Below are 26478 nucleotides of genomic sequence, written 5' to 3' on the forward strand. Positions count from 1 at the left end.
TTCTAATTAAAATGTTAAGTTCATACCCATTGTATAAATTGCGGAAATTGGATAAATATTATTATCAATTCCCATTTGTACTCTATCAGTATTATTGATTTCCGGTGAAAAGCCGTTATATTTAAAGCTTGTCCATGGGTTTTGTGCACTTACGTACAATCTTAGTTTTGTAAGAGATAAAGATTTAGCTAAATCTTTCGGTAAATTATATCCAACTTGGATATTTCTGATTCTAATATAGCTACCATCCTCTACAAAAAAGCTGTTAGGTGCAATAATTAATTGATTCGATGTAATCATAGAATTGGTATTAGAAGTACCTGCACCTTGCCATCTGTTTTTATACATATCATAATCCCATGTTTCATTTCCAAAACGCTGTTCACGATTGTAATTATAAATTTTATTACCAAATACTCCTTGGAAATCAACAGCAATATCTACAGCATAAATATTAAAATTAACTCCAAAACCGTATGTTCCTTTTGGAATAGGACTTCCTAAAAATGTTTTATCTCTTGAATCAATAACACCGTTACCATCCTGATCCTTAAACTTAAACCAACCTGCTTTTGCACCAGCCTGTCCTGACGCAGCTGCTTCAGCATCTGTTTGGAAAACGCCTGCAACATCATATCCATAATACGAACCTACTGCTTGACCAGCTTGTAATCTTACAATAGAATTTCCGAATAAACTTGCACCAGTTTCTAAGTACGAACCTCCGTACACTGATGTGATTTCATTTTTAAGTGAAGTAAAGTTTCCATAGACTCCGAAACTTAGGTTGTCGCTTAACTTAGTATTGTAATTAGCCGAAATCTCAAATCCTCTGTTATTAAAAGAATAAGCATTCGTTCTAAATGCATTCCAGTTAGATGCTCCAGATACTGTTCCCTGGAAGACAGTGTAAACAACATTTTTAGAATCTTTATCAAAATAGGCAGCATCAATTTTTAACTTATTGTTAAATAGGGCCATCTCCAAACCAATATCTTTCCCTACAGTAGTTTCCCACCCAATGTTAGTATCAACAAACTGGTCAATGGTCGCCGCAGGATAACCAGAATTTCCAAAATATGCTCCTCCCCCAATAATTGAGATATTTTGATTAAATTCTCTCTTTACGTTTGGGTTACCTAACTCACCATAACTTGCTCTTAATTTTAATAAATTAAAAACATTTTGCTCACTCATAAAATCTTCTTTGGAAATTACCCAACCAGCACTTACCGCAGGGAAAATTTTCGCTCTATCAACATTAATCTGTGAGCTCGCATCTCTACGAATAGAAGCATTTACTAAATACTTTCCTTTGTAATCATAATTCAATCTACCAAAAAATGATTCGATTCTTTGTTGATCTTGATCTACTCCTAAATCATCTCTATCTATACCACTTACATATAATTGTCCAGTTCCACTAGCAACATTTAATGAACCGTTCGTTCCGTCATATTGAACTCCTCTTGAAGTCCAATAATCTTGTGAAGTGGTAGTTCTTGTTCTTGAAAAACCTGCTAATACATCAAAATTATGATTTCCAAAGCTCTTCTTCCAGTTAATCGTATTATCCCAAACATAGTTTCTATATCTGAAATTTCTAGTCAATAATGTTGATGGTACTTGGTTTGATACTGGAACGTATGTTAAAGTTGGTGTATATTCATATTGGCTTGGGCTATAGTTGTCCGTAGAATAACTAATCCTTGCTGTAAAATCTTTTAAAAATTTCACTTCTCCCCAAATATTGTTAAGCAATCTTTCCTGTCTTACCTGTGAACGGTAAAGGTCTAATTTTGCCCTTGGGTTAGGTATCGAATATCCATTAAAAAACTGGTAATCACTGGTATTTGAATTGAAAACAGGAAATATTGGTGGCGCTGTATATGCATCTAATAATGGATTCTGAGCTACATCAGTACGCATTTTAGAAAAACTGAAATTATTCCCAATTGTTATATTATCAGTAATTTTATAACTAAGATTTAACTTAGAATTAAATCTATTAAATCCACTTCCTGAATTGATCCCATTTCCTGCAGCAAGATTACCCTCGTCTTGAAGATATCCTACACTCCCGTAATAGTTAAGTTTCCCTAAACTTCCTGTTGCAGAAAAATCATTTGCATTGATGATGCTTGTACGGAAAATCTCTTTAAACCAATCTGTATCTGCAGGGAAATTTGCTCTGGAAATAGATCCTGCACTTGAACCATTATCGTTCATTAGCTTTTCATTATATAATTCTATATACTGATCAGCATTAACCATTTTAGGTACGTTTGTAACCTTTTTAAATCCTATATAAGAATTTACATTGAAAATGGGCTTACCTTTTCCCGTTTTAGTTTTAATAATAACAGCACCGTTTGCAGCTTGAGCTCCAAAAATAGCTAAACTCGATGGATCTTTCAAAACACTCATTGATTCAATATCCTGAGGATTTAGATAAGAAATATCAGTCGTAATCATTCCATCTACAATAAAGACAGTATTACCTGTTAAAGAACCTACTCCTCTGATATCTACTCTTGGTGAACCTCCTGGAGTACCAACATTGGTAATGTTAACCCCAGCAAGTTTTCCTTGAACTGAACTCAGCGGGTTTGCATTGGGCTTATCTGCCAAATCTTTAGCAGAGACAATCCCAATACTTCCTGTCACGTTTTCTTTTTTCTGTGCTCCATACCCAATCATCACAACCTCCTCAATCTTTTGCTCTTTTGGCAAAGTGTCTTGGGGAGTAACCTGTCCGTTGACGTTCATACCAAAGTAGAGAACAGCAATAAGACAAGAATACTTTAAATTAGTTTGTTTCATATAGTTTAATTTTATCTTGTACAATCAAAGTCATTAAGATTCTTGTAATCGAATCTTATTATCTCTTTTTTCTCAAAAGTAGACATTAACCAAAAATAGAAAAAAAAATGAATCTTGTTAAAATTAGTTAAAAAAAATTCTATAAATGGTTTAATTTTAATTATTTATTAAGAAATGATTAAAATTAATTAACTTATAATTAAAATTAAACGAAATTTTTATCTATTTCATATCTTAAAAAAAATCATTTTTTCACTTTGAAGCATTAAATATCTCCAAAAATTGCATGTAACGAGTGGTTTTGAACGTTAGGATAAAAAATGTTTCAATTTGGTACGGAATTAGTGAATCACACAATTTATTCTTTGTAATAGGAAAATTTTGCCGCAGACAACATAAGTAATTACATTTGACGAAGTTTAGAAAAAAATAAAAAATTACAATGAAAAAATATATTATCGCAGCAGCTATTATTTTAGGAACTGGTACAATTATCAATACTACGATGCAATCGTGCACTTCTTTAGCCACATCAGATTTAGGTTTAGCGGTTATAAAAAGAGTACTATTAGGCGGAATTAATAAAGGCGCCAATATTTATGGCAATAAAGAAGCTTTCCTTCAAAATAATTTGGTAGATAAAGCTTTGCCAAAAGAACTTCGTGATATTAATTCTACTTTGGAGAAAATTGCTCCGTCAATTGTTGCAAAAGAAAGAGAATATATCGCTGAAGCAGCTGTTTATACGGTTGGCATTTCGAAACCTATTTTAGAAACAGCAGTTAACAGTTTGAATGCTCAAGATGTTACAAGAATTATTCAGGGAGAAAAAGGTACTGCCACTTTGATTTTAAGAGAAAAAACACAGACGCAGCTTGTTGCAGCGATTACGCCAAGAGTTGAGCAGGAACTCAATAAATATGGAATTGTAAAGACAATTAATACCGCTTTATCAGGAACTAATCTTTTGGGAAGTCTTTTAGGTGGAAATAAAACCAACGTGAATGCAAGCGGACTGAGTACTTTGGCTTCAGAACAGATCGTAAACGGTCTTTTCAATATCATTGAAGATCACGAGAAGCAAAACTCAGCTTCATTGCTTGCTCCATTTGGAAAATAAGACGAATTTCGTTATATTTATATATTATTAAGGAAGAAAATGGAAATATTACAAGGAAATGAAAACGCAAATCCTGAAGAATTTTATAAATCATTAAAGGAAAAACTGGAAGGTCATCATGACTTTCCGGAAGATTATTTATTCAAATTTATCATTCCTACCGATGAGGCAAAACTGACGGAGATTTATAAAGTTTTTGATGGTATAAAATTTACGATGGGAAACCGCGAAAGTAAAAACGGAAAATACACAGCCTGCAATATCAACGCTTTTGTTTTAGACGCAGATCAGGTGGTTCGTATTTATCAGGAAGTTGCAAGAATAGAAAATGTAATTTTGCTGTAAACAAAAATAAATTACAAACAGAAAAGGTTAGTTTAAATACTAATCTTTTCTGTTTTAACCTGTTGTGCATTTATAAATTTGTTTTACTTCAGTAAGTGAAACGCCTTTTTACATTTAAAAAACCTTTTTGATTTAAATTCTTTGTTTTCCTTTGCGATAAAATAAACGCAAGGTTAAACAAAAGAAACTCAAAAACTATGCTGAAATAAAGTAAAACAAGGGCGCTTCGCTTATCAAAGAAATACAAGTTTTTGATTTTCAGTTTGTTTAATATTTTCCCATAAATGCACAACAGGTTCTGTTTTATATAAGTCTGACTTATTTCGGAACTATTTTTCAATAAAGAATTTCACATTTTCAATAGGTCTTCCCAACATTGCAACTGAGCCTTTAATTAAAATCGGTCTTTGAATTAATGAGGGATTTTCTGATAAGATCTGCAACCACTCTTCTTCAGAATGATCTTTTCCTGCATAGTTTTCGAGATATAATTTTTCTTCTTTTCTGATGATATGAAAAACGCTTTGATTAAGCTTTTTCAAGAGTGTTTTTAATTCTAAAACACTTAGCGGCTCTTCAACAATATTGATAATTTCAAACGGAACACCATTTTCGTCCAAATACTCCAAAACAGCATTAGATTTCGAACAATTTCCGTTATGAAGAACTTTTACCAACATTTTGATTTTATTTTATAGAATGAATTTTAATTTAGCAAACAAATTTAGAACCAAATAGGATATTCATCTAAAAATTAAAACAATCCGTTTAATTCCGTTTCAATCTTTTCTAAAATCAAACCGAAATCTTCAGGTTTTTCTACAAAATCAAGATCATCAACTTCAATAACCAGCAATTTTCCTTCGGTGTAATTGGTGATCCACTTTTCGTATTTTTTATTCAGTTTAGAAAGATATTCTATACTGATAGTTGCTTCATATTCACGGCCTCTTTTATAGATTTTTTTCACTAAATTAGGCACGTCTGATTTGAGGTAAATCAATAAATCAGGTGCAGAAACAAAGGTTTTCATCAAATCAAAAAGGGAAGCGTAATTTTTGAAATCACGGTCTGAAAGAAGCTTCATATCATTCAGGTTTTCAGCAAAAATATGAGCATCTTCATAGATTGTACGATCCTGAATAATATTTTTCCCGCTTTCTCTGATCTCTTTTACCTGACGAAATCTGCTTCCAAGGAAATAAATCTGCAAAGCAAAACTCCATTTGCTCATATCTGCATAAAAGTCTTCCAGATACGGGTTGTGATCTACATCTTCAAACTGTGCATCCCAATTGTAATGTTTTGCAAGCATTCTGGTTAACGTCGTTTTTCCCGCTCCAATATTTCCTGTAACTGCAATGTGCATATTCTGTCTCTTTATTTTTTGAAATGAATTAAATCTAAAAACCCAAGTCTTCAATATCGTCCATCAATTTGATAATATCTGATTTCTCAGACTTTTCTTTTTCTAGTTTTTCGATGGATTCTTCAAGGTCTTTTTTCTGGTTTTCAGCGTCTTTATTTTTTTTAATATCAGCAATATTTTCAAGGCTGTAAATATAGAGTTTGTTGCCTTTCACTTCAAAATATGCGAGCGAATTTTTATCCACAATCTGTGCATCGGGATCTTCAAAAATTTTGGCTAATTCTTTCTCCGGAATGTATTTAAAGATTGTATTTTTCGCAATTATTAAAATGACTTCATTCTCTCTTCGGAATCGTTTCCCATTTTCTACAGAAGCTTCAAAGAGTTTTTCGAATTTTAAATTATAAACCCTGAATTGAGTTTTAGTTAAAATATAAACCTTGTTTTCAAAAACCAAAAGATCAATTAAATCATCAAAATTGGCATCAAACGGAAAAGAATTTATCGTGGTATCGTTTCTGAAGTTATACTGAAGAAGACGTTTTGTACTTTCATCTAATAACCAAATCTGCTGCAAATCTTCCGCATAAGCATGTCTGATAAAAGTAAATTTCTGCCTGAAATCAAGTTTTTGAATTTCATTGAGATTCTGATCTACAAATTTCATTTCCTGAGCATTTTCAGAAAAAAGTGGCACACTTAAAGGATTTTGAACGCCCTGAACCCGAAAAGGAACGGTAAACATCATTTTCCCAAGCTGTTTTCCCAAAGAATCGTATTTTGTAAAGCTGAAATCTTTGTTTCGGTATAAATATAGATTTCCGTAATCATCTGCAAACATATCTCTCGTTTCCTTCAGCTTCAAAGAATCAAAAGGAAGAGCTTTCTGCGCCGAAACCGTACAGAAAATAAGAAAGAAAAAAAATGAGAATATTTTCAAAAAATCTATTTTAACAAGATAGCGCTCCCAAAGGAACGCTACCAATTTACATCTTTATTTTATTAAGTAAGAAATTGCTTTCAGTTTTTAACTATTTGATGGCCACTTCATAAATTTTTGGCCAGTTTTTTCCGGTAATTAACATATTATCACCTTTAAAAGCAATTCCGTTTAGAACGTCATCACTTCCTTTGGTATTCTGTTTAGCAAGATCTGAAAAATCAAATTTACCGACAACTTCGCCGTTTGCAGGATTAATTTTTAAAATAATAGGTTTTTGCCAAACATTTGCATAGATAAATCCTTTGTAATATTCCAGCTCGTTTAACTGATCATAAACTGAAGTATTTCCTGCTACAGAAATGTATCTTGTCATTTTTGAAGGATCTTTTACATCTAAAAAGTACAGGTTTTTTGTACCATCGGAAGCAATAAGACTTTTTCCGTCATATGTTAAACCCCAACCTTTCACCATCATATCGGGATAAGCAAATTCTGAAACTAAGCTTAACGTATTTTTATCGTAGACAAATCCCTTCTTATTTTCCCAAGTTAACTGATATACCTTATCACCTGCAAGTGTACTACCTTCCGAAAATACATCATCTGCTTGTTTCGTTTCTTTAATAGGCTTTGTATCTCCTAATTTATAAGTTATTAATCTTGACGAACCATACTGCCCCTCACTTTCATAAACTGTATTTCCGTCAATCTGAAAACCCTGTACGAAATTTTTAGGATCATGCGGATATTCTGCAACGATTTCGTAATTCATATTTTTCTCAGGAGCTTTGCTGTACACATTAATGGTTGCATCCTGGTATAAATTTTCACCACCTTTTGTTTTAATATTAAATGTGATTGCATTATCGCCTAACATAAAATATTTAGGATCAACTATAAGACTTTTCGATTCTTTTTCACCGAAGCTTATGGTGATACTTTCGGCATTGTCTAAAACGTCCTTCGGAAGATCTAGTTTATCCCCAAAATGATACCCTGCAGTTTCCATTGAGGAATTATAATCAGCAAGAGAAGTCAATATTTTATCGTTATTTTTACATGACATTACCAAAAGTAAAGCTGCAAAACCTACAATTATTTTATTTTTCATTGTTTATTTGTAAAATTTCCCCAAAAATAGCAAATTTTATTTCTCGCTGCTAATTAGATGCAAGTTGATTATCCTGATTTAACTAAAATTGACATTTCTTAAATTTTAATGAGCAAATCCTGTAATTTTAGCTTCATCAAAATCCAGCTGCATTTCTATTGTTCTCATGACGTGATCATCGAATATTTTCTCACGCTTCATTTTGTGAAGTTCATTTCTCTGTGCCTGAATGACCTGTCTTAAAACATCTTTATTTTCGTTCATTGCTGCGGCATAATCTACGGTTGAGCCCATACATTGTGCTTTATCGGCAATCAGTTTCATTTCATTTTCCAGCTTATAAATCTGGTGTCTCACGAGACTGTTGTTTTCAGATAATTCAGAAAAATCTGAAGTCAGTTTCTGAAGCGCAGTTTCTTTTAATTTTTTCATTAAAATGGCTTCCTGTTTTTCTTCCGGAAGATCACTTCCTGCATCATCTACTTTTAGTATTTTTAAAATGGGAGTCAACATTAATCCCTGTCCTACCAAAGTTATCAGGATTATTACAAATGTTACAAATAAAATAATATTGCGGTGCGGAAATGCTTCTCCGTTTGGCAAAAATGCAGGTATAGAAAGTGCTGCAGCAAGAGAAACTACTCCCCGCATTGCTGCAAAACTAATAATGAAAGGTTCACGCCAATCTGGTTTCGGATTTTCTGATCTTAGTTTTTTAGAAAAAAACCATGGGAAATACATGAGGCTGTAACTGTACAGCAATCTTGTTAAAATAATTGCACCACCAATGACGATACTGTAAAAAATGCCTTCTGAGATAGTATAATCTTTCATTGCAGCTACAACTACAGGCAACTCAAGACCAATTAAAATAAAAATAATGGTATTCATCAGAAAAATGAGAACACTCCAGACACTACCGGACTGGATTCTTGAAGTATGGCTCAGATAACAATGTGAATTGTATGACATCAATAAACCTCCGGCTACAACAGATAAAACACCCGAAAAATGGAAATGTTCTGCTCCAACATACATAATATATGGTACAATAAGCGTGATAACAGTGTCTATATTTGAATTTGACGGAATTAATCTCAGAAAAAAACCGAATAAAAATCCTATTGCGACACCTATTGCGATACCTCCAACTGCCATACTGATGAAATCGCCAATGGCTTCCCTCCAGATAAATTGTCCGGAAATTACCGCAGCTAAGGCAAATTTAAAAACAATTAAACTTGATGCATCGTTAATTAAGCTTTCACCTTCCAAAATACTGGTTATTTTTTTTGGAATTTTCATGTGCTTTAAAACAGAAGTGGCCGCAACTGCATCCGGCGGAGAATTTACACCCCCCAATAAAAATCCCATTGCAACAGTTAAACCCGGAATTATAGATGACGAAAGGTAAGCTACCACAACTGAAGTGAGAAATACCAAGCCAAATGCCATTGAAAAAATCTGCTTTCTCCATTTATGAAAATCCTGCCACGATGTAAACCATGCGGCTTCAAATAAAATTGGCGGCAAAAAGATGAGAAAAATTAAATCTGGCTCAATTTCTATATGTGGCATTCCCGGGATAAGACTGATAATCAATCCGGCGATTACCAAAAAAATAGGATAAGCTACCTTGAGCTTCTGCCCTATCATCACGAGTATCATTACAGATAATAAAACTGCAATTGATATGGTAACATAAGTGTGAATCATGGATCTTTTTTTATTATTTGCTAACTACTTTTTTTAGATGAATTTAATCAAAAATTCAAATTATCAAAGTACAATATTATTCTTAGGATCAAGTCCAGGAGGAAGGTTTTCTTCATCCAACATATCTCTCATATCAATTTCAATCGTTCTGCTTATCTGTGTAATAGGAACATCCATTGGGCTTCCCTCGAAAGGATTCATTGAAGCTTCTCCCACACTATCCAAAGTATGAAAACACCAGGTTACAAGCAGAGAAAACGGAATATTAAACCATACTGTAAGACCTTCTAGAAATGACCCCTCTCCCAATTTGTCAAATTCTTTTAATAACCCAAAAGGCACAAAAGCTATAAACAAAAACAATAAATAGGTTGTAATGGATGAAAAATTTCTCGGGTAAGGAAAATTTTTAATCCTTTCTGCTTTACCCTGATTATCGGTAAATTTCACCAACTGCTGGTTAATCTGTGTCCACTGAAAATCGTTGATTAATCCTGCAGAATAAACTTCTGACAATTCTTTACTCTGAGAAGCCATCAATTGTGTTGCTCTGTTTTTTTTCTTTAAAATATATTTCAATTCATCCTCAGACAAGTAATTTTTCAGAACATCATCTAGATTCTGTAATTTTTCACATATTTCGTACTTTTCTGCGTATTCCTGATATTGTACTGTCGACATATTTTCCCAAGCACGCGGCTCACGAAGCTGAAAACGCAGTGCCGTTAACCAAGCATAATGACGATTAAACATTATTTTTACTTTATCTGAATCTTTTCCGCTGAGAGCATCCCGCAAAATATACCCGAAACTTCTGCTGTCGTTAATTATTGCGCCATAAATCTGTCTGCCTTCCCAAAGTCTGCTGTAGCTTGCATTATTTTTAAAACCAACAATGAATGCTACCGCAGTTCCCATTATCGCAATAGGTTGCCAGGGAAATGAAAGAAACTTACCACCCAAATAATAGAATAAAGTAGGAACAGCAGATAAAATGGCCAAAAAGTAAATGCTTCTTCTCGTCCAGACAATAAATTCTATTGCCCCAAATTTTTTTCCTGCATGCATATTTTTATTTTTTTGTGTTTAAAAGTCATTTAATTTCTTGTGAAGGGAATATTATTATAAAATCCTATTTGCACCTGTCCGCGGTTTTTATTTTCCTGAAGCTGATTCATATAGCCTGCTTCAATTCTCATATTTTTATTAATGACATATCCTAAAGCTCCATAAACCCTGTTTCTATCAAAAACAGGACTGTCAAAACTCAAAAAAATCTCATTATAAACAGAAGCATACAAAGTTTTGGGCAACATTTCTTTATTATTCATCGGAATATTCAAACCTAATAAATAACGAAACCTCATCCTGAAATCATCTTCTAAAAAACGTTCTTCCAAACGGTAACGATGCTGTAAATTGAATCTTCCAAATTTTTGCTTGGTGATGTATTGTTGAAAAATTCTATGCTCAATATTTTCAGTTTTTTCACCTTTTACATAAGGCTGACTTAAAATAAAACCGTAACCTAACAAAACGTTATTGTTATTTTCGGTCAAGTCATATCCAATTCCGGTACGGATTAATAATTGTTCTAAGTCTCCGATTCCATCAAAATTACGGTATTGAATCTCATTATGGAAATTTAGTTTTTTGCTGATTTTATTATTCCCAAAATACATATACCAAGCTCCGAGATCATTTTCCTGTGCGAATGAAAGAACACTTCCTAAACATAACACAAAAACCGCCAACTTTTTAAAAAATTTCATTTTACTAAGATTAATTTATATTAACTATCATAATTAACAAAATTAATACTAAAAATCTATAATAGCAAAATTAAAGGTTTTTATGACGGAACTTCTTCCACTAAAACATCATTTCCATTCTTATCAAAATAAGTACAGGTCATTTCATTCAAATCCATTTTCCAGCCTTCAATTCCATTTTCTGCACAGTCTTTACAAAAGGTCATGTAATCTGTTCCGCCTTGTTGGTGAAATTTTAATCTTGTTTTAAACTGATCGAGATTTAAGTTTTCTGAAACAATCAAATCACTGTATTTTCTGCCTGTTTCAGCATAATTATTTTCAGCATCAAAATATTGAGTATTTCCGTCGGTGACAAATGATTTGTAATGCGAAACACCAAGATTTTTTATTTCCTGAATATATTTTGGGAAATCTGCACCGTTTTTTACTTTTTGGTGCTCTGCTTTAATTTCATCAATTGTGAATTTCATATTGTTGTTTTTATTGTTTTTATTTTTAACGCAATGTGCGCTAGGTTTTTTTTAAAGTTGACAATATTTTTTGTTCGCAAAGGCGCTTCGCTCAGCAAATTTTAGAAAATTATAAAAATTAATTTACTATGAAGAATAACCGACAAATTACTATGTCGGTTATTTATAACTATTTATATTAATTCAAATGAATATTAAGGATGTTGTTGCATTTTTGCAGGATCATCATAATTTACCATCCAGTTGATGCCAAATTTATCGGTGAACATGCCGAAATAAGCGCCCCAAAAAGTATCTTCCATTGCCATTGTAACCATTCCGCCTGCAGAAAGTCCGTTGAACAATTTATCTGCTTCTTCTTTAGAATCTGTGTTGATAGAAACCGCGATATTATTTCCCTGCTTGAAATGAGATGCCCATTCTCCGCCTGTATCACTTCCCATTAAAATGGTTTCTTTAGAAATCGGAAGAGAGACGTGCATAATTTTGTCTTGATCTTCCTGAGACATTTCTTTTCCTTCTTGCGGGGGCATTTCGCCAAAAGTTCCGATGTACGGGTATTCGCCACCGAAAACCGATTTGTAAAAATCAAAAGCTTCTCTGCAGTTGCCATTGAATGTAAGATAAACATTTACTGTTGCCATAATATATAGTTTGAGGTTTAGGCTTAGGTTTAGGTTTAGGTAAAAAATATATTTCGTAGCTTGAAACAAGGAACACGAAACTTGAAAATGTTATCGGTGTTGATCTATCAAGATCATGTTTCCGTCGGGATCTTTCAGAAAAATATGTTCAGGACCTGTGGTAGATTCTTCTGCTGATTTTTCCAATTCAATTCCGCTTTCTTTAAGTTTTTTCTGAATTTCTCTTACATCATCAAAAGATTCGAGGTTCTGCGCATTTTCGTCCCATCCCGGATTAAAGGTCAGCATATTTCCATCAAACATTGCCTGAAAAAGACCAATTAAAGTGGTTCCGTTTTTCATGATGAGATAATTATTTTCTATATTTCCACCCATCGAACTGAAACCTAATTTTTCGTAAAACTCTTTAGATTTTGTTAAATCTTTTACACTTAAACTTAGAGAAAAAATACCTAATTTCATATTACTGTTCTTTAATTTTTAGACTCACGCAGATTTTGATGATTTAACAGATTTAAAACATCAATATAAATCTGTGTAATTATTTATTTTTTATTTAATGCTAATTTATATCCAACCAAAACCAATCCCCAGATTAAAATTCCCAGAACCCAAAACCAAGCTGGTGTAGGCAAAACCGACATATTGTAAATGGTAAAACAAAGGAAAATAACACCACAAATTATTGCAGAACTCGGTTTCTCACTTTTAGACACTTTTGTTGCCACAAAACCCGAAACAAAAGCTCCCAAAGCATAGCCAACAATAACCATGAATTTTCCTAAAAATGGCAGAGTTTCAATATAATTTTTAAAACCTTCCATATTATCAGGTTTTATATTTTCCGGAAACGGATACAACAAATGATTAAGCGTTTCGATTCCCCAAATACAGACCGATCCGACAATAATTCCGGCAAAAACCGAAAGTATATTTCTTAACATAATTATTGATTTTTCAAATTGGTTTTAAAATTTAAAGTTTTATCGTAGCTCATCCAATTGCCCTTCAATTCGATGTTTTCGCTTTCTATTTTTTCGGAAGTCTTATTCCATCTAAAAGTGTAAACAAATTTTCCTGTGAAAATTCCGGAATGCTTTCCCTTATTTTCTTCTACCAATTCGTAATCGCCGTAAACCGCTCCCTTTTTCTTAGAATCTTTGTATTTGTTGATTTTAAGTTTTCCTTCAAATTTCGAATAATTATTTTCTACGACAGAATAACCCGAAACGAAATATTCCTGATCGTTTTTTCTGTCCTGCTCGGAAATTTCTATTTTAAGCTTTATGGTTTCTTTGTCGTTCCCAATTGTTCCTGTGTAAGGTTTTGAATGATTCAACCATGCATTGGAAATATTCGGCATTTGTGAAAAAGCAAAATTCGAAATGAGAATAAAAAGTAATAAAAGTTTTTTCATTGTGCATTATTTAAATATAACTTTAGAAATATCGTTATGGGAAAAATTGCTAAACCAGACTTCAGATTTTTTTCGTTTTCTAAATCAGCTCCAATTCTTGTAAATATTATAGTTGAAAATTGCCTTCGTTAACTGATGAACGGAAACAGCAAACAAAAAAATATTTTACCCATTCTAAACTCCAAACTGACTCAAATGATGATTGAGATGTTTTGCAAACATATTGTTCCACTCGTGCGATTTTAATTTCCCGAAAGAGAACGACTCTTTACCATCAAAAGCCTGAGAACCCAGCTGTTGTGTTTTTTGGATATAGCCAATTAATCTTTTCTTTTCTTCTTCAAAGTTTTTTCTTTCTTTAATTAAAAACTGAGGTGCAGTAGGAGAATCATGCGGATAAGCTTTTTCACTCACCACTTTTGGTTTCACAAAATTTTTAAGAATAAATTTAGCTATTGATCCCGGTTTTTTGTGTTTCTCGGGTTCGTAAACCATTTCATAAGATACACAACAGTGCGCCAACATCTGATCAACCGTCATTCTGCCCCATAAACCATGCGTTTCTTCTACAAGATTATTGATTCTATTAATATAATTCTGAGCATCTTTCGCTTCAAATACGTTTTCCATTTTAGTTTAAATCTTTATAAACAAATATATCAGTTTTTTTGTTTCGTTAAAATATTTTTTTCTAATTTGAATGGTGAATTATTCGTCAATTAAATTTATAAACATTTCATAAAAAACTCTCTGCAAAAATTTGCAGAGAGTTTTAGTTATTTGAATTAATTAAAGCTTTGTTATTCTTTTATTTCCACATTTGAACCTTTCGTATGCGCATTCATTTGTGGAGCATAATAATTCTGAATTGTTGTAATTCCGTTAGAGAATTTTCCTGAAGCATTGGCAATATAATCGTATTCAAAAACATATTTTCCCTTCGGCATATATTGAATATAGAAATTGGCAGATGCATCTTTTGTAGACTGATAATATCCCAAATTATTTTTCCATTGATATCCCGAGATAACGTCCAAAGGTTCAAATCCTGCAGCTCTCATGTCTTTAATGTGAATAAATTCCATTGCACGATCGGTGTTTAAAATCATTCTCACGGTAACTTTATCCCCAACTTTTAAAGGAGTTTCAGAAGATATTTTTTGCAATTCTTCACCGTTTACTGTTTTAATCTTTTTGTATAGTTCCTTAGAAACTGAAATATAATTTTCAGAAGATTTTATTTTATCCAAATCTTCATAATACTGCCAGAATAAACCGCCTTGGACAATTCCCGCTCCGGGTTTTGTTACAGTAACAGTTGCTAATTTTTTATCTAAAACATCAGTTTTTACTGTGGATTTCACATAACCTGTTGCCTGAGTTTCCGGTTTAAGTTCTTTTCCGCCCCAAATAATAGTCGCTTTATCGCTATCTACTGAAGTCCACAATTTCCCTGAATTTAAAATAGTAAAAATAACTTCTGATGTTCCTCTTGAACTTCCCCACGAATTCACTTCTTTCTGTGTGATCAACCAGATTTTAATGTCTTCGATGAAGTTCTGGTCGTTTGGTTTTAGCTTGTTAAATGCCTCTAAAGCTCCCGCCTGATTCACCACTTTTGAACTGAACCAACCCCAATCATCAAGATTTTGTTTCCAGTAAGCACCCTGAGTTTTTGAGTCGACTGAAGTTTCTTTTAAATAAGTTAATAATTTATCTGAAACGTCTTTTAGACCGTAATCATTCATCAATAAAGCAGCCCGATGTAATCCGAAAAAAGTGAAATCTGTTAATTTTGCAGTCTTCGCTTTTTGTTTTATCAAGATTTTTAATGTTGCTCCTTTTCCTTTTAGCGGATATTCTTTTTCCCAGTAATTTCTTGTATCAAGATAATCCAGTGACCAGTTTGTCCAGATATTTTCTTTTTTAGCATCATAATATTTATCTATTTCATTATCAACATATCCGATTAGTTTTTTTACCAATTCTTTCTGTTCTGAAGTTTGATAATCTTTTACGTTATCTTTCAGCCAAAAATTGATTTTCCCTAAATTTTTAAGAATGTATAAAGATGTCGAATAAGAACTCGGATAGCCTTGATACCAAGAGAAACCACCATCAGGATTTTGTAATTTTTTAAAATCATCCCAATCCTGACTGATAGAATTTTTCATGGTGTTTGCATCAAATAACAAAGCTAATTTCTGCATTTGTTCAGTTTCATTTTTGCTTTCTAAAACCCACGGAGTTTCATTCAATAATAATTGTTTTAACTCCTGATTTTTTTCAACATTAGAATTTAATAATCCTTTATTTTGATATTCTTCAAAAACGGTTTTCATTTTCGGATTGGCTTTAAAAATTTCTGAAGCCAGAACATCGGCAAACCATTTATTAAAAATTACATCCGCAGAATTATTCTGGTCATTTTTAAGACTTGGAAGCGCAAACATAATTTCCCAAATCGGATTTGTGGTAAGTTCCAATGTATTTGAAACGTTGGAAATCGTTGTTGAACCTGCATTTTTAAGACTTTCCAATTCAAACGTTTTTGTTTCCCCTTCTTTTACAAAAATTGGAAGCGCATCGGTTACCAACATTCTGTTTGGAAGAATTGCTACAGCTTTTTGCTCTCCATCTGAATATTTTCCGGCTTTTGCAACCACTTTCAGTATGATTGAAGATACATTATCCGGAACTTTTATCTTCCATGTCAACGCCGAATTTCCATTTTCATCTAATGAAAAAGATTGTTCTTTATTAAAACCAGAAACTGCAGTCAACGTACTCAAACCAAATTTCTCTGAAATATCTTCATTGGTAAATGCATCAAGAATTTGTAATTGTGCCGAACCAGTTAATTTTTTGCTCGTTAAATTCGAAAGTTTTGACTGTAAATTCAGCTCATCACCTTCTCTCAAAAATCTTGGATAATTGGGTGTAACTGAAAACTCTTTTTGTGTCACCACTTCCTTTTCCAGAGTTGCTGCTCTTGCATCTTTTGTATGAGCAAGAAACATTAATTTCCATTTTGTCAAAGCTTCAGGAGACGTAAATTCAAAGCTTACATTTCCTTCAGAATCGGTTTTTAAATCTGGATAGAAAAATGCGGTTTCGTTGAGATTCTGACGGACTGGGATTTTATTTGGATCTTCTTTGTCCATTTCTCCATCTTTATCTATATATTCCATTGTCACACTTTCAGTAACATCTTTCGCCTTTGTACGCGTTTTATTGTATCCCAATACTACAACTTCTTCGATTTTCACATCTTTTGAAACGGCTATTGGAGCTGGAACAGCATTATTTTGAACAGAAATACCAGCAGCTTCACCTTGTATAGAATTTAAAATACTATAACTATCAAACCAATTGAATTGTGGAGCTACTATATTTTTTTCATTATAATATTCCGTTCTTTTTTGATAATATTTCTGAGACAAATGTTCTCTAATATCATAATTAGCTACAATTGAATAAGGATTGTATAATTTCTGCCAATCAAAAGTATTTACCGCAAACTGATCCAAAGACATATCATACATATTGGCTAAAACCTCCGCATTTACCTTTTCTTTTTCATTTCCTAAAATTTTAATAGACCACTTTTCTTTAAAATTCGGTTCTATTTTATCTCTGAAAGTAACCGTTTCAATTTTTAGATTTTCTTCAGTACTTTTTATTTTTAAATTAACCGTTTCAGTCTGAACATCATTAAATGCAACCAGCTGAAACTGAATATTCAGACTATTTACATTTTTATCTCTCGGAATTTCAATCTCATATTCTAAAACTCCATTTCTAAACTGATAAACTTCAGATATTGTTTTTCCTGAACCATTTTGTACAAAAACATTCACCAAAGCATTCGGAACTGATGAATAGGCGTAAATTTTAGTTTTTCCACCTCTGATAACTTCATCTTTTGGTTCTAAAACAGAAAGAAAGGTTTTCTGATTAATTTTCAACGATTTTTTGTCCCAGACTTTGAAATTTTGTGTCGTTTTTATGGTGTCTTTACCTTCAATATTGTATAATTCCATTTTGTAGTCTCCGGAATCCAGCTTTCCAAGATCTAAAGATCCGTCATTTCGTTTTTCTCCATTTAGAATGACAGATGATATTTTCCAATTTTCAATTTCATCATTTTTATCATATAAATCATGTGGAAATTTGCTTATAAATTCTGCTTTTGAAAATTTTGGCAAATTTTGAACCTGTTCTTTAAAATTATCTCTGAAAATTCTTTGCGGATTTTCCAGTTTTGATAATTTTACCTGATATGATTTTTTGAGATTCTGTTCGTTGTAATTTTTGGTTTCAACTTTTAATTTCACATTTTCATCTGCGAAAGTGTTTTTAATCTCATCCGTTTTAATGTAATGAGAAACAGAAGCCACTTTTAAATTGGTATTCGTCGACTGAGTTTCACCGTTAATGTCTGTAACCGAAGCATTAATCTGATAATTATCAATCTGAATTCCTTCTAAATTTTCATCTTTTTTCAGGTCTAATTTTATAGTGAATTCACCTTTTTCATTGGTTTTTGCTTCACCAAGAATCGAGTTTTCATTTTCTTGATTATTCGGATACCAAGGGAAATATCTCCAGCGAATATTTTGTTTTCTGATTTCATAATTCACATGGGTATTGCTTAAAGCGACACCCGAAAACATCATTGCTTTCCCTTTTAGCTCAATCGTTTGCCCGTATTTGTATTCCTCTTTTACAGGTTCAAAAATCACCTCAAATTTCGGGCGTTTATATTCTTCAACGTTGAAATTTTTATAACCACCCGTTCCACCATCTGTTGAAAGCGTGAAATTTCCGTTCAGTTTTCCTTTTGGTAAAATAAAACTTCCGTGATAAGAACCAAACTCATTAGACGTGAAATTCTGAACAGAAACTTCCTGATTATTGGCATCTTTTAAAGTAATTTTTTGTTTTAAACCCGAAACAACTCCCTCAATTTCTTTATCAAGTTTTGTATTGATGACCTTAAAATAAACGGTTTGTCCGGGTCTGTAAATTGCTCTGTCTGTGAAAATCTGGGCTTTGGTTCTGGTTTGTTTATTCGGGTTATATTCTCCACGATTGTTGTAGCCATACATTTGCATGATCTGGAAATCATTAGTTTTCGGCTGTTGAATTAAAATCGTTCTGTAATATTCTTTACTTTCGGTAACAGGAAATCTAAAAATACCTTTATCATCTGTTTTTCCATCAATTTTATTTAAAGTTTCATTCTGAAGAAATTCATAAAATGAAAGATTTTCATTAAGAACAGGTTTTCCATCTTCAGAATTGACTAATTTTAACTCATTTAAAAGCGGATTGTCATCACTTTTATTATAATAAATAATCTTATGATCTGATACTAAAAAATAAAAATTCTGACTTCCGATTTCCTCACTTTTCACACCTGGAACTTGGTATTCTGCGACGTAAATTCCAGAAGGAATCGGCTTTATTTCTAATGAAGTTTTGTGAAGCTTATAATCTTTCGGATCGTTTAATTGAAAAACTTCTTTTCTCACCAAAGTCTTTTTCACTTTCGAAAAAGTATTGTTATAAGAATTCTTTGAATACTGCATGAACGACAACCAATTATCTTTCACTTCATAGATATTCACAGAAAATTCGGTCACATTTTTAAATTCTGCCACCAGATGAATTGGTAAATTTGGCTGAGTCTGCTCTTCATATTTAATGCTTAAAAAAGGATTTATGATCTGATTTTCTTTATTTTTGATATTGTTAATAAAAACAGATTTTGGATATTGGCTTTTAATCGAATTTCCAAACTGAATGGCTTCTTTTTCTTTATTTTTCACAACCAATTCATCCATTATTTCTTCTGCAATCAAAACTTTGTAATCACCTTCAACATTCGACTTCATCAGACTTTGAAGTTGCTCCAGTTTATCTTTGCATGAGTTAAAATTGCAGTTTTCAGATAAATTTTGGTGCATAAAATACAGCTTTGAATTTCTGCTGTTTCGAGCAATTAATTCATCAAAAATCGTATTAATCGTTTTTCTGTTTTCTGCCAATTCATTTTTTGTAAACAAACCATTATCAGACAGAAAACTTACTTTTTTCAGCGAATACCAATCCAGCAAAGTTGGGAAATAATTAATATTTTCTGAGTCCGAAAAAACATCTTTATATTTTGCCAAAGCTACTTTTTTCATTGCCTGATTCTGCTGATCAAGTTCTTTGAAATTTTTAATCAAATAATTTTTAAAATCAAGTTTGCTCCACGTTTCAATTTGTGCAACATCTTGTGAATTGATATTTGTTCTTCCGTTAATTTCCCAAGAATGCTCATTATAATAATCCATCAAAAAACCGGAAAGCAAAACTTTATAAACCAATTGATCGTCGCCTTTCAACTGTTTTTCTACAGATTGAAGTTTCACAAAAAACCTGGATGCAGAATCATTCTTATCATCATCGGCTGTCTGATTGACCAAGCTGAACTCTGCTTTCAAAGAACGGATCAGTTGCAGCGTATTATTTTCTTTCATAGCTTGTTTCTGAATTTCTAAAACAATAGGAAGATTCGATTTGAATATTCCTTTTTGGGAGTTATTTTGTATTTTTTTCCATTGTGTATCATAATATTTCTGTGCAAAAAGACACGGAAAACCCGATAAAAAAAGGATGAGGAACAAAATCTTGGAAAATCTTAGCATAAGTGTTATTTTTGATAAATGAATTTCTTAAAAGTACTGAAAAAATATATTATAGAGAGCCAAATTTACGTCTCTTTAATGGGAACTCTCTTTGCAGTTTTTTTCATGCTTGAGCAAAACACATTCCGTTTTCCTACGGTTTTTCTCATCTTCATAACGTATTTCAGCGGTTATCTGTATACAAAATATCAAAAAACCAAATATTTCTATCGAATTTTAGTTTTAAATTTCTTTGCAGGACTTATTTCAGCAATATTAATTATTTTTAATCATAATGAAATACGGTTACTGAAATGGTTTATCATTGTCGTTTTAGGTTTACTTTATAACAGCTTTTTCCTGGAAACATATATCCGGAAAATTCCATTTTTAAAAGTATTTTATGTTGGTTTAATCTGGGCATTAATGAATTGCTGGTTAACACTCCCAGAATTTGATTTACCTATTTTTTTAATCAGTTTTTTCTTTATTACGGCATTAGTTTTACCTTTCGACATTCGTGATATGAAAAGCGATCTTGTACAAACTTTCCCAAAATTGATTGGCATACAAAACACGAAATATCTTGCATATTTATTGGTTTTTATCTCATGTATTTTATCTGTTTTTTATCTAAAATCAGAATTTGCGTTAAGTTTTTTCTTCACCTCAATCTTCACCTTCGTCTTCATTTATTTTTCTGAAAATTCAAACAAAGATTCTTATTTTTCTTTTTGGGTAGAATCTTGTTCGGCGCTTCCGTTTTTGTTTTTAATTCTGTTTGAAAAGTTTTACCTTTACTAAAAATTTGCAGTAATGGAAAGTTTTGAAAGTATTCAGAATAAGTTAATCAGAGCCATCACAGAAAGTTCTGACAGAGAAAAGATTTTCAGTTTGTGGAAATTTTGGAATGATGAAAATTCTGATTTTTCTGTTTCGGAACCTGCTTCTTTTTACAATTCTGAAAAGCCTATGACAGATGAAGAGGTTGAAGAATATTTCAAAGAAGAAAAAATAATACTTCCTCCTGAAATTATGGAAATTATTAAAATCAGTGAGCAAGAAATTTCACAAGGAAAGTATCACACCAATGAAGAGGTAGAAAAATATTTTGACGAATGGCTAAAAGATTAATATGGTCATCAACAGCCAAAATAATTCGGAAAGAAATACTTCAATTTTGGATTACACATAATAAATCTGCAAAATACTCTAAAATACTCAATGCTGAGTTTAATAAAAATGCAAAACAAATAGCAGAACTTCCATCTATAGGAATTGAAATTTCAGATTCAATTTATCGTGGAAAACTCGTGAAAGATTATTATCTTTTATATGCAATAAAAGAAGAAATTATTGAAATATTATTCATTTGGGACACGAGACAAAATCCTATTAAACTTTTAAACTTTATCAAAAGTTTTAAAAAATGATCATCAACAAACTTACCCTTTACAATTTCAAAAATCATTCAGAAAAGAAGTTTGAATTTTCTCCCCAAATCAACTGTTTTGTAGGAAATAACGGCGTTGGCAAAACCAATATTCTTGATGCACTGCATTATCTTTCTGTAGGTAAAAGTTTTTTAGGAAATACAGACCTGAATAATATCAAACAGGAAGAAGATTTTTTTACCATCGATGCAGAAATTCAAAATGAAGACAGCGAAGACACTTTAAAGATTTCTCAGCCAAAAGAAGCAAAAAAAATCATTAAAAAGAATGATAAAAGCTATGATAGAATGGCAGATCACATTGGTTATTTACCAAGCGTAATGATTTCTCCTTATGATTCTAATCTGATTTCAGATTCCGGGGAAAGCCGCAGAAAGTTTTTAGATTCGATGATTTCGCAGACAGATTCTGGTTATCTTTATGATTTGATGCAATATCAGAAAACCATTCAGCAGAGAAATGCTTTGTTGAAATATTTTGCCAAAAACAGAGTTTGGGACAAAGATTCTCTGGAAATTTACGATGATCCGATCACAAAATCCGGAGCCAAAATTTTCGAAAAAAGAAGAGAATTTGTTTCAAAACTCAATCCTATCATTCAGAATTTTTATCAGATTATTTCGGGTGGAAAAGAAAGTGTTTCAGTCATTTATGAATCTCATCTATTGGAGGAAACTTTTGAAAATCTACTTCAACAAAGCTTAGAACGCGACAGAATGTTGACATATACTTCAAAAGGAATTCATAAAGATGATTTGCTTTTTGAGATGGATTCAGTTTTAATAAAAAAAATTGGTTCACAAGGACAACAAAAATCTTTTTTGATTTCATTAAAATTGGCTCAGATGAGTTTGATAAAGGAACTAACCAATAAAACTCCTATTCTTTTATTAGATGATATTTTTGATAAGTTGGATGACACTCGTGTTTCTCAATTGATAGAATTGGTGAATCAGGAAAATTTTGGGCAGATTTTTATTACGGATACGCACAGGGAGCGTACTGAAAATGTTGTGAGAAGAATAAACGAGGAAAGTGTTATTTTTGAACTGTGATTCGAGATTCGAGTTACGGGTTTCGTGATGCAAGATTAGAAATTTGATTCAAATTTCAACTTTTATACAAAATAATAACTAATTCAAAAAAAACACAAATTATGAGTTATAGAAATTTAGACATTTATAAAATGGCTTTTGAGTTATTTCCAAAAACTCATAAAGCTTCATTTCTTCTTCCAAAATATGAACTGTATGAATTAGGAAGCCAACTTAGAAGGTCATCAGATTCGGTTATTACCAATATTGTCGAAGGTTATGGTCGTTCAGTTTATAAAAATGAATATTACAGATTTCTTGTATTCTCTCACGCAAGTAATGATGAAACGATTAATCATTTAGAAAAAATCATAATTCTATATCCTGAATTGACCGCAGAGTTTTCCGCTTTAAAACAACAGTATAATTTTCTTGGTGGAAAAATTAATAATTATAAAAAATGGGTTAAAGAAAATTGGAATGAGAATAAATCTTAAAATTATATATGTCAAAAAATCACGAATCTTCGAATCTCAAAACACGTATCTCCCATGAAACGAAATAAAAAACGAGAATTTCAATCTTCAGAATTAGTAAAATCTTTTGCCAGAATTCATGGTTTTGAGCATAAGCTTATTGCTTTTGAGATTAAAGATTTTTTGGAGGATTATTTGGATGAAAGTCTCTTTCAGGAAATTATCAGTGTAAATTTAGACGATAAAATTATTCAGATAAGAATTAATTCACCTTTGCTGAAAAATGATTTTAATATGCGAAAAAGCTTTTATCTAAAAAAATTCCAGGATAAATTCGGGGAAGAAAAATTTAATGATCTTCAGATTTTGTAGGTATTGTATTCTTTACCAGATTATTAGATTTCAGATCAAAAGTAGACTGCAGCGGAAGGAAAAACTTCAACGGATTTCTTAAAAAATATCTGAAAATCGCACGGTAAATTTCTCTCACTTCGCCAAAATTCATTTTTCTCGAACGGAATGCTAAAAACATCGACAAACTAAAACTTACCAAAAAGTTGAAAAACCCGATAATAAAAACAGTGATAAAAGATATCCAAAACACGGAAGAACCGACCGTAAAATCTTTTCCGTATAAACCGAGAGCAAAATTTCCAGCAGCAAAAGTGATGTGACGAATGTCTAAATCGAGCCCGAAAAACAATCCAATCGGTGCAGTTGCACCCAAAAAAACTCCGAACCAAAAATTTGATACTATTCCCGCCCAGTTTTTAGCATAATATTTTGATAGGCCTTTTGCAAAATGAGTTCCGAATAATCTTCTTATTGAAATATTTTTAGCAATTCGATCCGGAATTTGATAAAAAACAGAGTTGTTACCGATATTTCCCGAAATAATTCCAGAAATGAAAAGATAAAAACCGGCAATACAAGCATGAAGAATTGCTTTAGATTTAAAGGGATCGAGATCTTTTAATAATCTGTCTGATTTTTCAATGGCTAAATTCTGAGAGAAAAAAACATCCAAACCATAAATAATCAACAAAGCAATCGGGAAAGAAAGCAAAACATTTCCTACAAATGCAATAAACTGGCTTCGAAATAATTTTGAAACCAAATCGGCAAATTCGGTATAATTGGTTTTTGTATTTTCCTGTTCAGACAAAACTTTGGTCATCGTTGCAGCCGTCATTGCAGGCTGTTTTGTAGCCAAAGTAAATCCCATTAAGTAAATCATCACAAATCCTATTGCATAATTTAATGAGTATAAAAATGCATGGAAAAAATCGCTTCCGGACATAAAACCATACAGCATCTTCAAGACACATAAAGCTCCGACGATAATTCCTCCACCACTTGCTTTGTAAAACATTTTCATGTACTGTTTCCGGCTTGAAGTGATGTAGTGACTTCCCGTTTCGGCAGTGTGATTGGTAATTAAATGGGAAAGTAATCTCGTACTGTCGTTGATGAGATCTGAAATATTATTTTTATGAGATTTATAATTTAGAATATTAAAAATCAACTGTTTAGACTTAATAATTACATCTTCACGCTGATCGACAATTAAAAGATTTACAATCTCAGAAATTCGTTGTGTCTGCTGACGGATTTTAAGAAGTGACTGATTGATTTTTCCGGAAATTCCGTATTTTGAAGAATTTTTAAACGCAATATTTACAAAATCCTGACATTGCTCGATATAAATTTTAATCTGCTTATATCGGCTGTCTTTAGAATTAAGCTGAATTTCAGGATTGGTTTTAAAATCTTCTGCTAAAGCTTCCAACTCATTCTGCAAAGCTAAAAATGGGTTATCAAAATTCCTGTATTCAGGTGCCATTCTTACGACATCTACCTCCAAAGCCATTCCGGTAACACGCCACGAAAGAATATTCATTGAGAAAATAAGTTCGCTCTTTACTTTAGGTTTCAAAATAAAATCTGAAATTCCTAAAATATTCATCAGTTCGTTAAGCTTATTTTCCGGAAGATTATGAAGATATTCGAGATCTTTTCTGGTACTGAAGCTTATGTTGTCAATAAGATACCAAACTGTATTTTCGTGCTCAACGGGAGGTAAAACCTTATTTAGAATTCTTTTTTTAAGTTCAGGAAAAAAAGCATTTTCCGAAAGAATATTGGCTTCAGTTAAAGAAAGATTGAAAGGTCTATCCGAAAAAATATTGTAGAGATAATGCCTGAAATTATCTGCAAAATTTCGATTTGCTGATAAAAAATCAAGTATATTTTCAAAATCTGTTTTTTTTATGGCCTCTAAAAACTCGGCCAAAGGTTCGAGCGAAGCAGTTTCATTCTTAAAAGAAAAATATTTTTTAAGAACAGATTCGAAATTTTTTATACTTGAACTCAGCAGTTTCATGGGTGCAAAGATACTATTTCAAACTTACATTCCTCATCTGTCTCATAATCCAGTTGTGTTTCTTTCTTAAATAAGGTGAAGGATTTTTGGGATCATACTTTTTCGGATTTGGCAAAACAGCCGCAATCCAGGCTGCTTCTGATGTATTCAGATCTTTAGAAGACTTTCCGAAATAGTACTGTGAAGCGGCTTCAATACCGAAAACTCCCTGTCCCATTTCAATTGAATTCAAATATCTTTCAAGAATAATATCTTTAGACCAAACTTTTTCGATGATAAAGGTATAAACAGCTTCCAAGCCTTTTCTCACCCAACTTCTGCCCTGCCAAAGGAAAATATTTTTAGCCGTTTGCTGAGAAATCGTACTTCCGCCTCTTATTTTTTTTCCTTTTTCATTGTTTTTCATTGCTTTTTCGATCGCTGTATAATCAAAACCGTTATGATTGAAAAACTTTTGATCTTCGGAAGCAATCACGGCTTTTTTCACATTACTTCCCATTTCATCATAAGAAATATAATCACGCTGTAATCTTCCGTATTCGAAAAGTCCACCGATTTGCGTAATCGTGATGGGCGGATTGAAAAATCTTCCCCAAATAATGAAAACTACATTCAGAATCAGAACAATAAAAATAAACTGTTTTATTTTTTTCCACATAAGCTAAAAACCTGACGCAAAAGTATAAAAATACTGCGAGTTTAGTAGCTTTTGGCGATTGGC

Annotated in this window: 25 protein-coding genes; 8 read left to right on the top strand and 17 right to left on the bottom strand. The window is 32.1% G+C overall.

All coding sequences use genetic code 11. The features are described from left to right. Window positions 1-6 precede the first annotated feature (6 nt). Window positions 7-2823, bottom strand: a complete 2817-nt coding sequence (locus ACOOWA_RS08355) for a SusC/RagA family TonB-linked outer membrane protein (protein WP_421374506.1) — start codon at window positions 2821-2823, stop codon at window positions 7-9. A gap of 442 nt (window positions 2824-3265) precedes the next feature. Here ACOOWA_RS08355 and ACOOWA_RS08360 point away from each other — a divergent pair, with 442 nt between their 5' ends. Both ACOOWA_RS08360 and ACOOWA_RS08365 read left to right on the top strand, forming a co-directional pair. Further along, window positions 3266-3943: a DUF4197 family protein gene (locus ACOOWA_RS08360; RefSeq protein ID WP_421374508.1), complete on the top strand. Its 678-nt coding sequence runs from the start codon at window positions 3266-3268 to the stop codon at window positions 3941-3943. 39 nt (window positions 3944-3982) lie between these two features. Then, window positions 3983-4288: a DUF493 family protein gene (locus tag ACOOWA_RS08365; protein ID WP_267265655.1), complete on the top strand. Its 306-nt coding sequence runs from the start codon at window positions 3983-3985 to the stop codon at window positions 4286-4288. Window positions 4289-4617: 329 nt separating this feature from the next. Here ACOOWA_RS08365 and ACOOWA_RS08370 read toward each other — a convergent pair whose 3' ends face one another. From ACOOWA_RS08370 to ACOOWA_RS08435, 14 genes are all read right to left on the bottom strand, one after another. Further along, window positions 4618-4968 (bottom strand): ArsC/Spx/MgsR family protein, encoded by a 351-nt coding sequence (locus tag ACOOWA_RS08370; protein WP_267265654.1) that lies wholly within the window; start codon window positions 4966-4968, stop codon window positions 4618-4620. A gap of 74 nt (window positions 4969-5042) precedes the next feature. Continuing rightward, entirely contained in the window at window positions 5043-5657 is a 615-nt protein-coding gene (locus ACOOWA_RS08375) for a deoxynucleoside kinase (protein ID WP_421374511.1), read from the bottom strand. Window positions 5658-5691: 34 nt separating this feature from the next. After that, window positions 5692-6597 (bottom strand): hypothetical protein, encoded by a 906-nt coding sequence (locus tag ACOOWA_RS08380; protein WP_421374513.1) that lies wholly within the window; start codon window positions 6595-6597, stop codon window positions 5692-5694. A gap of 91 nt (window positions 6598-6688) precedes the next feature. Further along, window positions 6689-7711, bottom strand: coding sequence for a glutaminyl-peptide cyclotransferase (locus ACOOWA_RS08385; RefSeq protein WP_421374515.1), 1023 nt, complete (start codon window positions 7709-7711; stop codon window positions 6689-6691). 105 nt (window positions 7712-7816) lie between these two features. Next, window positions 7817-9427, bottom strand: a complete 1611-nt coding sequence (locus tag ACOOWA_RS08390) for a Na+/H+ antiporter (protein WP_421374516.1) — start codon at window positions 9425-9427, stop codon at window positions 7817-7819. 63 nt (window positions 9428-9490) lie between these two features. Then, a complete protein-coding gene (locus tag ACOOWA_RS08395) occupies window positions 9491-10495 on the bottom strand; it encodes a bestrophin family protein (RefSeq protein ID WP_421374517.1) in 1005 nt (334 codons plus the stop codon). Between the two features lie 29 nt (window positions 10496-10524). Next, window positions 10525-11199 (bottom strand): DUF2490 domain-containing protein, encoded by a 675-nt coding sequence (locus ACOOWA_RS08400; RefSeq protein ID WP_421374518.1) that lies wholly within the window; start codon window positions 11197-11199, stop codon window positions 10525-10527. Between the two features lie 80 nt (window positions 11200-11279). Next, window positions 11280-11672 carry a DUF1398 domain-containing protein gene (locus ACOOWA_RS08405; RefSeq protein ID WP_421374519.1) on the bottom strand — a complete coding sequence of 131 codons (393 nt, stop codon included), beginning with the start codon at window positions 11670-11672 and terminating at the stop codon, window positions 11280-11282. A gap of 194 nt (window positions 11673-11866) precedes the next feature. Then, the gene (locus ACOOWA_RS08410) at window positions 11867-12316 is read right to left on the bottom strand and encodes a VOC family protein (RefSeq protein WP_421374521.1); all 450 of its coding nucleotides are present in this window, start codon (window positions 12314-12316) and stop codon (window positions 11867-11869) included. 90 nt (window positions 12317-12406) lie between these two features. Beyond that, window positions 12407-12778 (bottom strand): VOC family protein, encoded by a 372-nt coding sequence (locus tag ACOOWA_RS08415; protein ID WP_421374522.1) that lies wholly within the window; start codon window positions 12776-12778, stop codon window positions 12407-12409. 83 nt (window positions 12779-12861) lie between these two features. Next, window positions 12862-13260, bottom strand: coding sequence for a hypothetical protein (locus tag ACOOWA_RS08420; RefSeq protein ID WP_421374523.1), 399 nt, complete (start codon window positions 13258-13260; stop codon window positions 12862-12864). Between the two features lie 2 nt (window positions 13261-13262). Continuing rightward, complete coding sequence (locus ACOOWA_RS08425) at window positions 13263-13733, bottom strand: hypothetical protein (protein WP_421374525.1); 471 nt, start codon at window positions 13731-13733, stop codon at window positions 13263-13265. Between the two features lie 174 nt (window positions 13734-13907). Then, complete coding sequence (locus ACOOWA_RS08430; protein WP_421374526.1) at window positions 13908-14363, bottom strand: DUF1569 domain-containing protein; 456 nt, start codon at window positions 14361-14363, stop codon at window positions 13908-13910. 170 nt (window positions 14364-14533) lie between these two features. Further along, the gene (locus ACOOWA_RS08435) at window positions 14534-20431 is read right to left on the bottom strand and encodes an alpha-2-macroglobulin family protein (RefSeq protein ID WP_421374527.1); all 5898 of its coding nucleotides are present in this window, start codon (window positions 20429-20431) and stop codon (window positions 14534-14536) included. A 78-nt stretch (window positions 20432-20509) separates the two neighbouring features. Between ACOOWA_RS08435 and ACOOWA_RS08440 the strand changes: the two genes are divergently transcribed. From ACOOWA_RS08440 to ACOOWA_RS08465, 6 genes are all read left to right on the top strand, one after another. After that, entirely contained in the window at window positions 20510-21214 is a 705-nt protein-coding gene (locus ACOOWA_RS08440) for a hypothetical protein (protein WP_421374528.1), read from the top strand. A 12-nt stretch (window positions 21215-21226) separates the two neighbouring features. Then, the gene (locus ACOOWA_RS08445; RefSeq protein WP_421374530.1) at window positions 21227-21544 is read left to right on the top strand and encodes a hypothetical protein; all 318 of its coding nucleotides are present in this window, start codon (window positions 21227-21229) and stop codon (window positions 21542-21544) included. Then, the gene (locus tag ACOOWA_RS08450; protein ID WP_421374532.1) at window positions 21529-21843 is read left to right on the top strand and encodes a type II toxin-antitoxin system RelE/ParE family toxin; all 315 of its coding nucleotides are present in this window, start codon (window positions 21529-21531) and stop codon (window positions 21841-21843) included. Before ACOOWA_RS08445 ends, ACOOWA_RS08450 begins: the two co-directional genes overlap by 16 nt. Then, on the top strand, window positions 21840-22919 hold the full coding sequence (gene recF / locus ACOOWA_RS08455) for a DNA replication/repair protein RecF (RefSeq protein ID WP_421374534.1): 1080 nt from the start codon (window positions 21840-21842) through the stop codon (window positions 22917-22919). The genes ACOOWA_RS08450 and recF overlap by 4 nt, the downstream gene beginning before the upstream one ends. Before the next feature lie 101 nt (window positions 22920-23020). Beyond that, entirely contained in the window at window positions 23021-23395 is a 375-nt protein-coding gene (locus ACOOWA_RS08460) for a four helix bundle protein (protein ID WP_421374535.1), read from the top strand. A gap of 54 nt (window positions 23396-23449) precedes the next feature. After that, window positions 23450-23746 carry a hypothetical protein gene (locus tag ACOOWA_RS08465; RefSeq protein WP_421374536.1) on the top strand — a complete coding sequence of 99 codons (297 nt, stop codon included), beginning with the start codon at window positions 23450-23452 and terminating at the stop codon, window positions 23744-23746. On the opposite strand, the gene ACOOWA_RS08470 is transcribed toward ACOOWA_RS08465, so the two are convergent. Together ACOOWA_RS08470 and mtgA are read right to left on the bottom strand one after the other, a co-directional pair. Beyond that, window positions 23724-25757, bottom strand: a complete 2034-nt coding sequence (locus tag ACOOWA_RS08470; protein ID WP_421374537.1) for a recombinase — start codon at window positions 25755-25757, stop codon at window positions 23724-23726. The genes ACOOWA_RS08465 and ACOOWA_RS08470 overlap by 23 nt on opposite strands. A gap of 13 nt (window positions 25758-25770) precedes the next feature. After that, complete coding sequence (gene mtgA / locus ACOOWA_RS08475) at window positions 25771-26415, bottom strand: monofunctional biosynthetic peptidoglycan transglycosylase (RefSeq protein ID WP_421374539.1); 645 nt, start codon at window positions 26413-26415, stop codon at window positions 25771-25773. Between the last annotated feature and the right edge of the window lie 63 nt (window positions 26416-26478).

Source organism: Chryseobacterium sp. GP-SGM7 (assembly GCF_049166575.1).
In the GTDB taxonomy this organism is placed as follows: domain Bacteria; phylum Bacteroidota; class Bacteroidia; order Flavobacteriales; family Weeksellaceae; genus Chryseobacterium.

Bases quoted from the DNA above. Each gene is read 5' to 3' on its own strand.
- ACOOWA_RS08440 (WP_421374528.1), top strand. From the start codon at position 20,510: ATGGGAACTCTCTTTGCAGTTTTTTTCATGCTTGAGCAAAACACATTC.
- ACOOWA_RS08400 (WP_421374518.1), bottom strand. From the start codon at position 11,199: ATGAAATTTTTTAAAAAGTTGGCGGTTTTTGTGTTATGTTTAGGAAGT.
- ACOOWA_RS08470 (WP_421374537.1), bottom strand. From the start codon at position 25,757: ATGAAACTGCTGAGTTCAAGTATAAAAAATTTCGAATCTGTTCTTAAA.
- ACOOWA_RS08415 (WP_421374522.1), bottom strand. From the start codon at position 12,778: ATGAAATTAGGTATTTTTTCTCTAAGTTTAAGTGTAAAAGATTTAACA.
- ACOOWA_RS08395 (WP_421374517.1), bottom strand. From the start codon at position 10,495: ATGCATGCAGGAAAAAAATTTGGGGCAATAGAATTTATTGTCTGGACG.
- ACOOWA_RS08370 (WP_267265654.1), bottom strand. From the start codon at position 4,968: ATGTTGGTAAAAGTTCTTCATAACGGAAATTGTTCGAAATCTAATGCT.
- ACOOWA_RS08450 (WP_421374532.1), top strand. From the start codon at position 21,529: ATGGCTAAAAGATTAATATGGTCATCAACAGCCAAAATAATTCGGAAA.
- ACOOWA_RS08465 (WP_421374536.1), top strand. From the start codon at position 23,450: ATGAAACGAAATAAAAAACGAGAATTTCAATCTTCAGAATTAGTAAAA.
- ACOOWA_RS08405 (WP_421374519.1), bottom strand. From the start codon at position 11,672: ATGAAATTCACAATTGATGAAATTAAAGCAGAGCACCAAAAAGTAAAA.
- ACOOWA_RS08460 (WP_421374535.1), top strand. From the start codon at position 23,021: ATGAGTTATAGAAATTTAGACATTTATAAAATGGCTTTTGAGTTATTT.
- ACOOWA_RS08390 (WP_421374516.1), bottom strand. From the start codon at position 9,427: ATGATTCACACTTATGTTACCATATCAATTGCAGTTTTATTATCTGTA.
- ACOOWA_RS08420 (WP_421374523.1), bottom strand. From the start codon at position 13,260: ATGTTAAGAAATATACTTTCGGTTTTTGCCGGAATTATTGTCGGATCG.
- ACOOWA_RS08360 (WP_421374508.1), top strand. From the start codon at position 3,266: ATGAAAAAATATATTATCGCAGCAGCTATTATTTTAGGAACTGGTACA.
- ACOOWA_RS08410 (WP_421374521.1), bottom strand. From the start codon at position 12,316: ATGGCAACAGTAAATGTTTATCTTACATTCAATGGCAACTGCAGAGAA.
- ACOOWA_RS08375 (WP_421374511.1), bottom strand. From the start codon at position 5,657: ATGCACATTGCAGTTACAGGAAATATTGGAGCGGGAAAAACGACGTTA.
- ACOOWA_RS08365 (WP_267265655.1), top strand. From the start codon at position 3,983: ATGGAAATATTACAAGGAAATGAAAACGCAAATCCTGAAGAATTTTAT.
- ACOOWA_RS08430 (WP_421374526.1), bottom strand. From the start codon at position 14,363: ATGGAAAACGTATTTGAAGCGAAAGATGCTCAGAATTATATTAATAGA.
- ACOOWA_RS08435 (WP_421374527.1), bottom strand. From the start codon at position 20,431: ATGCTAAGATTTTCCAAGATTTTGTTCCTCATCCTTTTTTTATCGGGT.
- recF (WP_421374534.1), top strand. From the start codon at position 21,840: ATGATCATCAACAAACTTACCCTTTACAATTTCAAAAATCATTCAGAA.
- ACOOWA_RS08425 (WP_421374525.1), bottom strand. From the start codon at position 13,733: ATGAAAAAACTTTTATTACTTTTTATTCTCATTTCGAATTTTGCTTTT.
- ACOOWA_RS08355 (WP_421374506.1), bottom strand. From the start codon at position 2,823: ATGAAACAAACTAATTTAAAGTATTCTTGTCTTATTGCTGTTCTCTAC.
- ACOOWA_RS08385 (WP_421374515.1), bottom strand. From the start codon at position 7,711: ATGAAAAATAAAATAATTGTAGGTTTTGCAGCTTTACTTTTGGTAATG.
- ACOOWA_RS08445 (WP_421374530.1), top strand. From the start codon at position 21,227: ATGGAAAGTTTTGAAAGTATTCAGAATAAGTTAATCAGAGCCATCACA.
- mtgA (WP_421374539.1), bottom strand. From the start codon at position 26,415: ATGTGGAAAAAAATAAAACAGTTTATTTTTATTGTTCTGATTCTGAAT.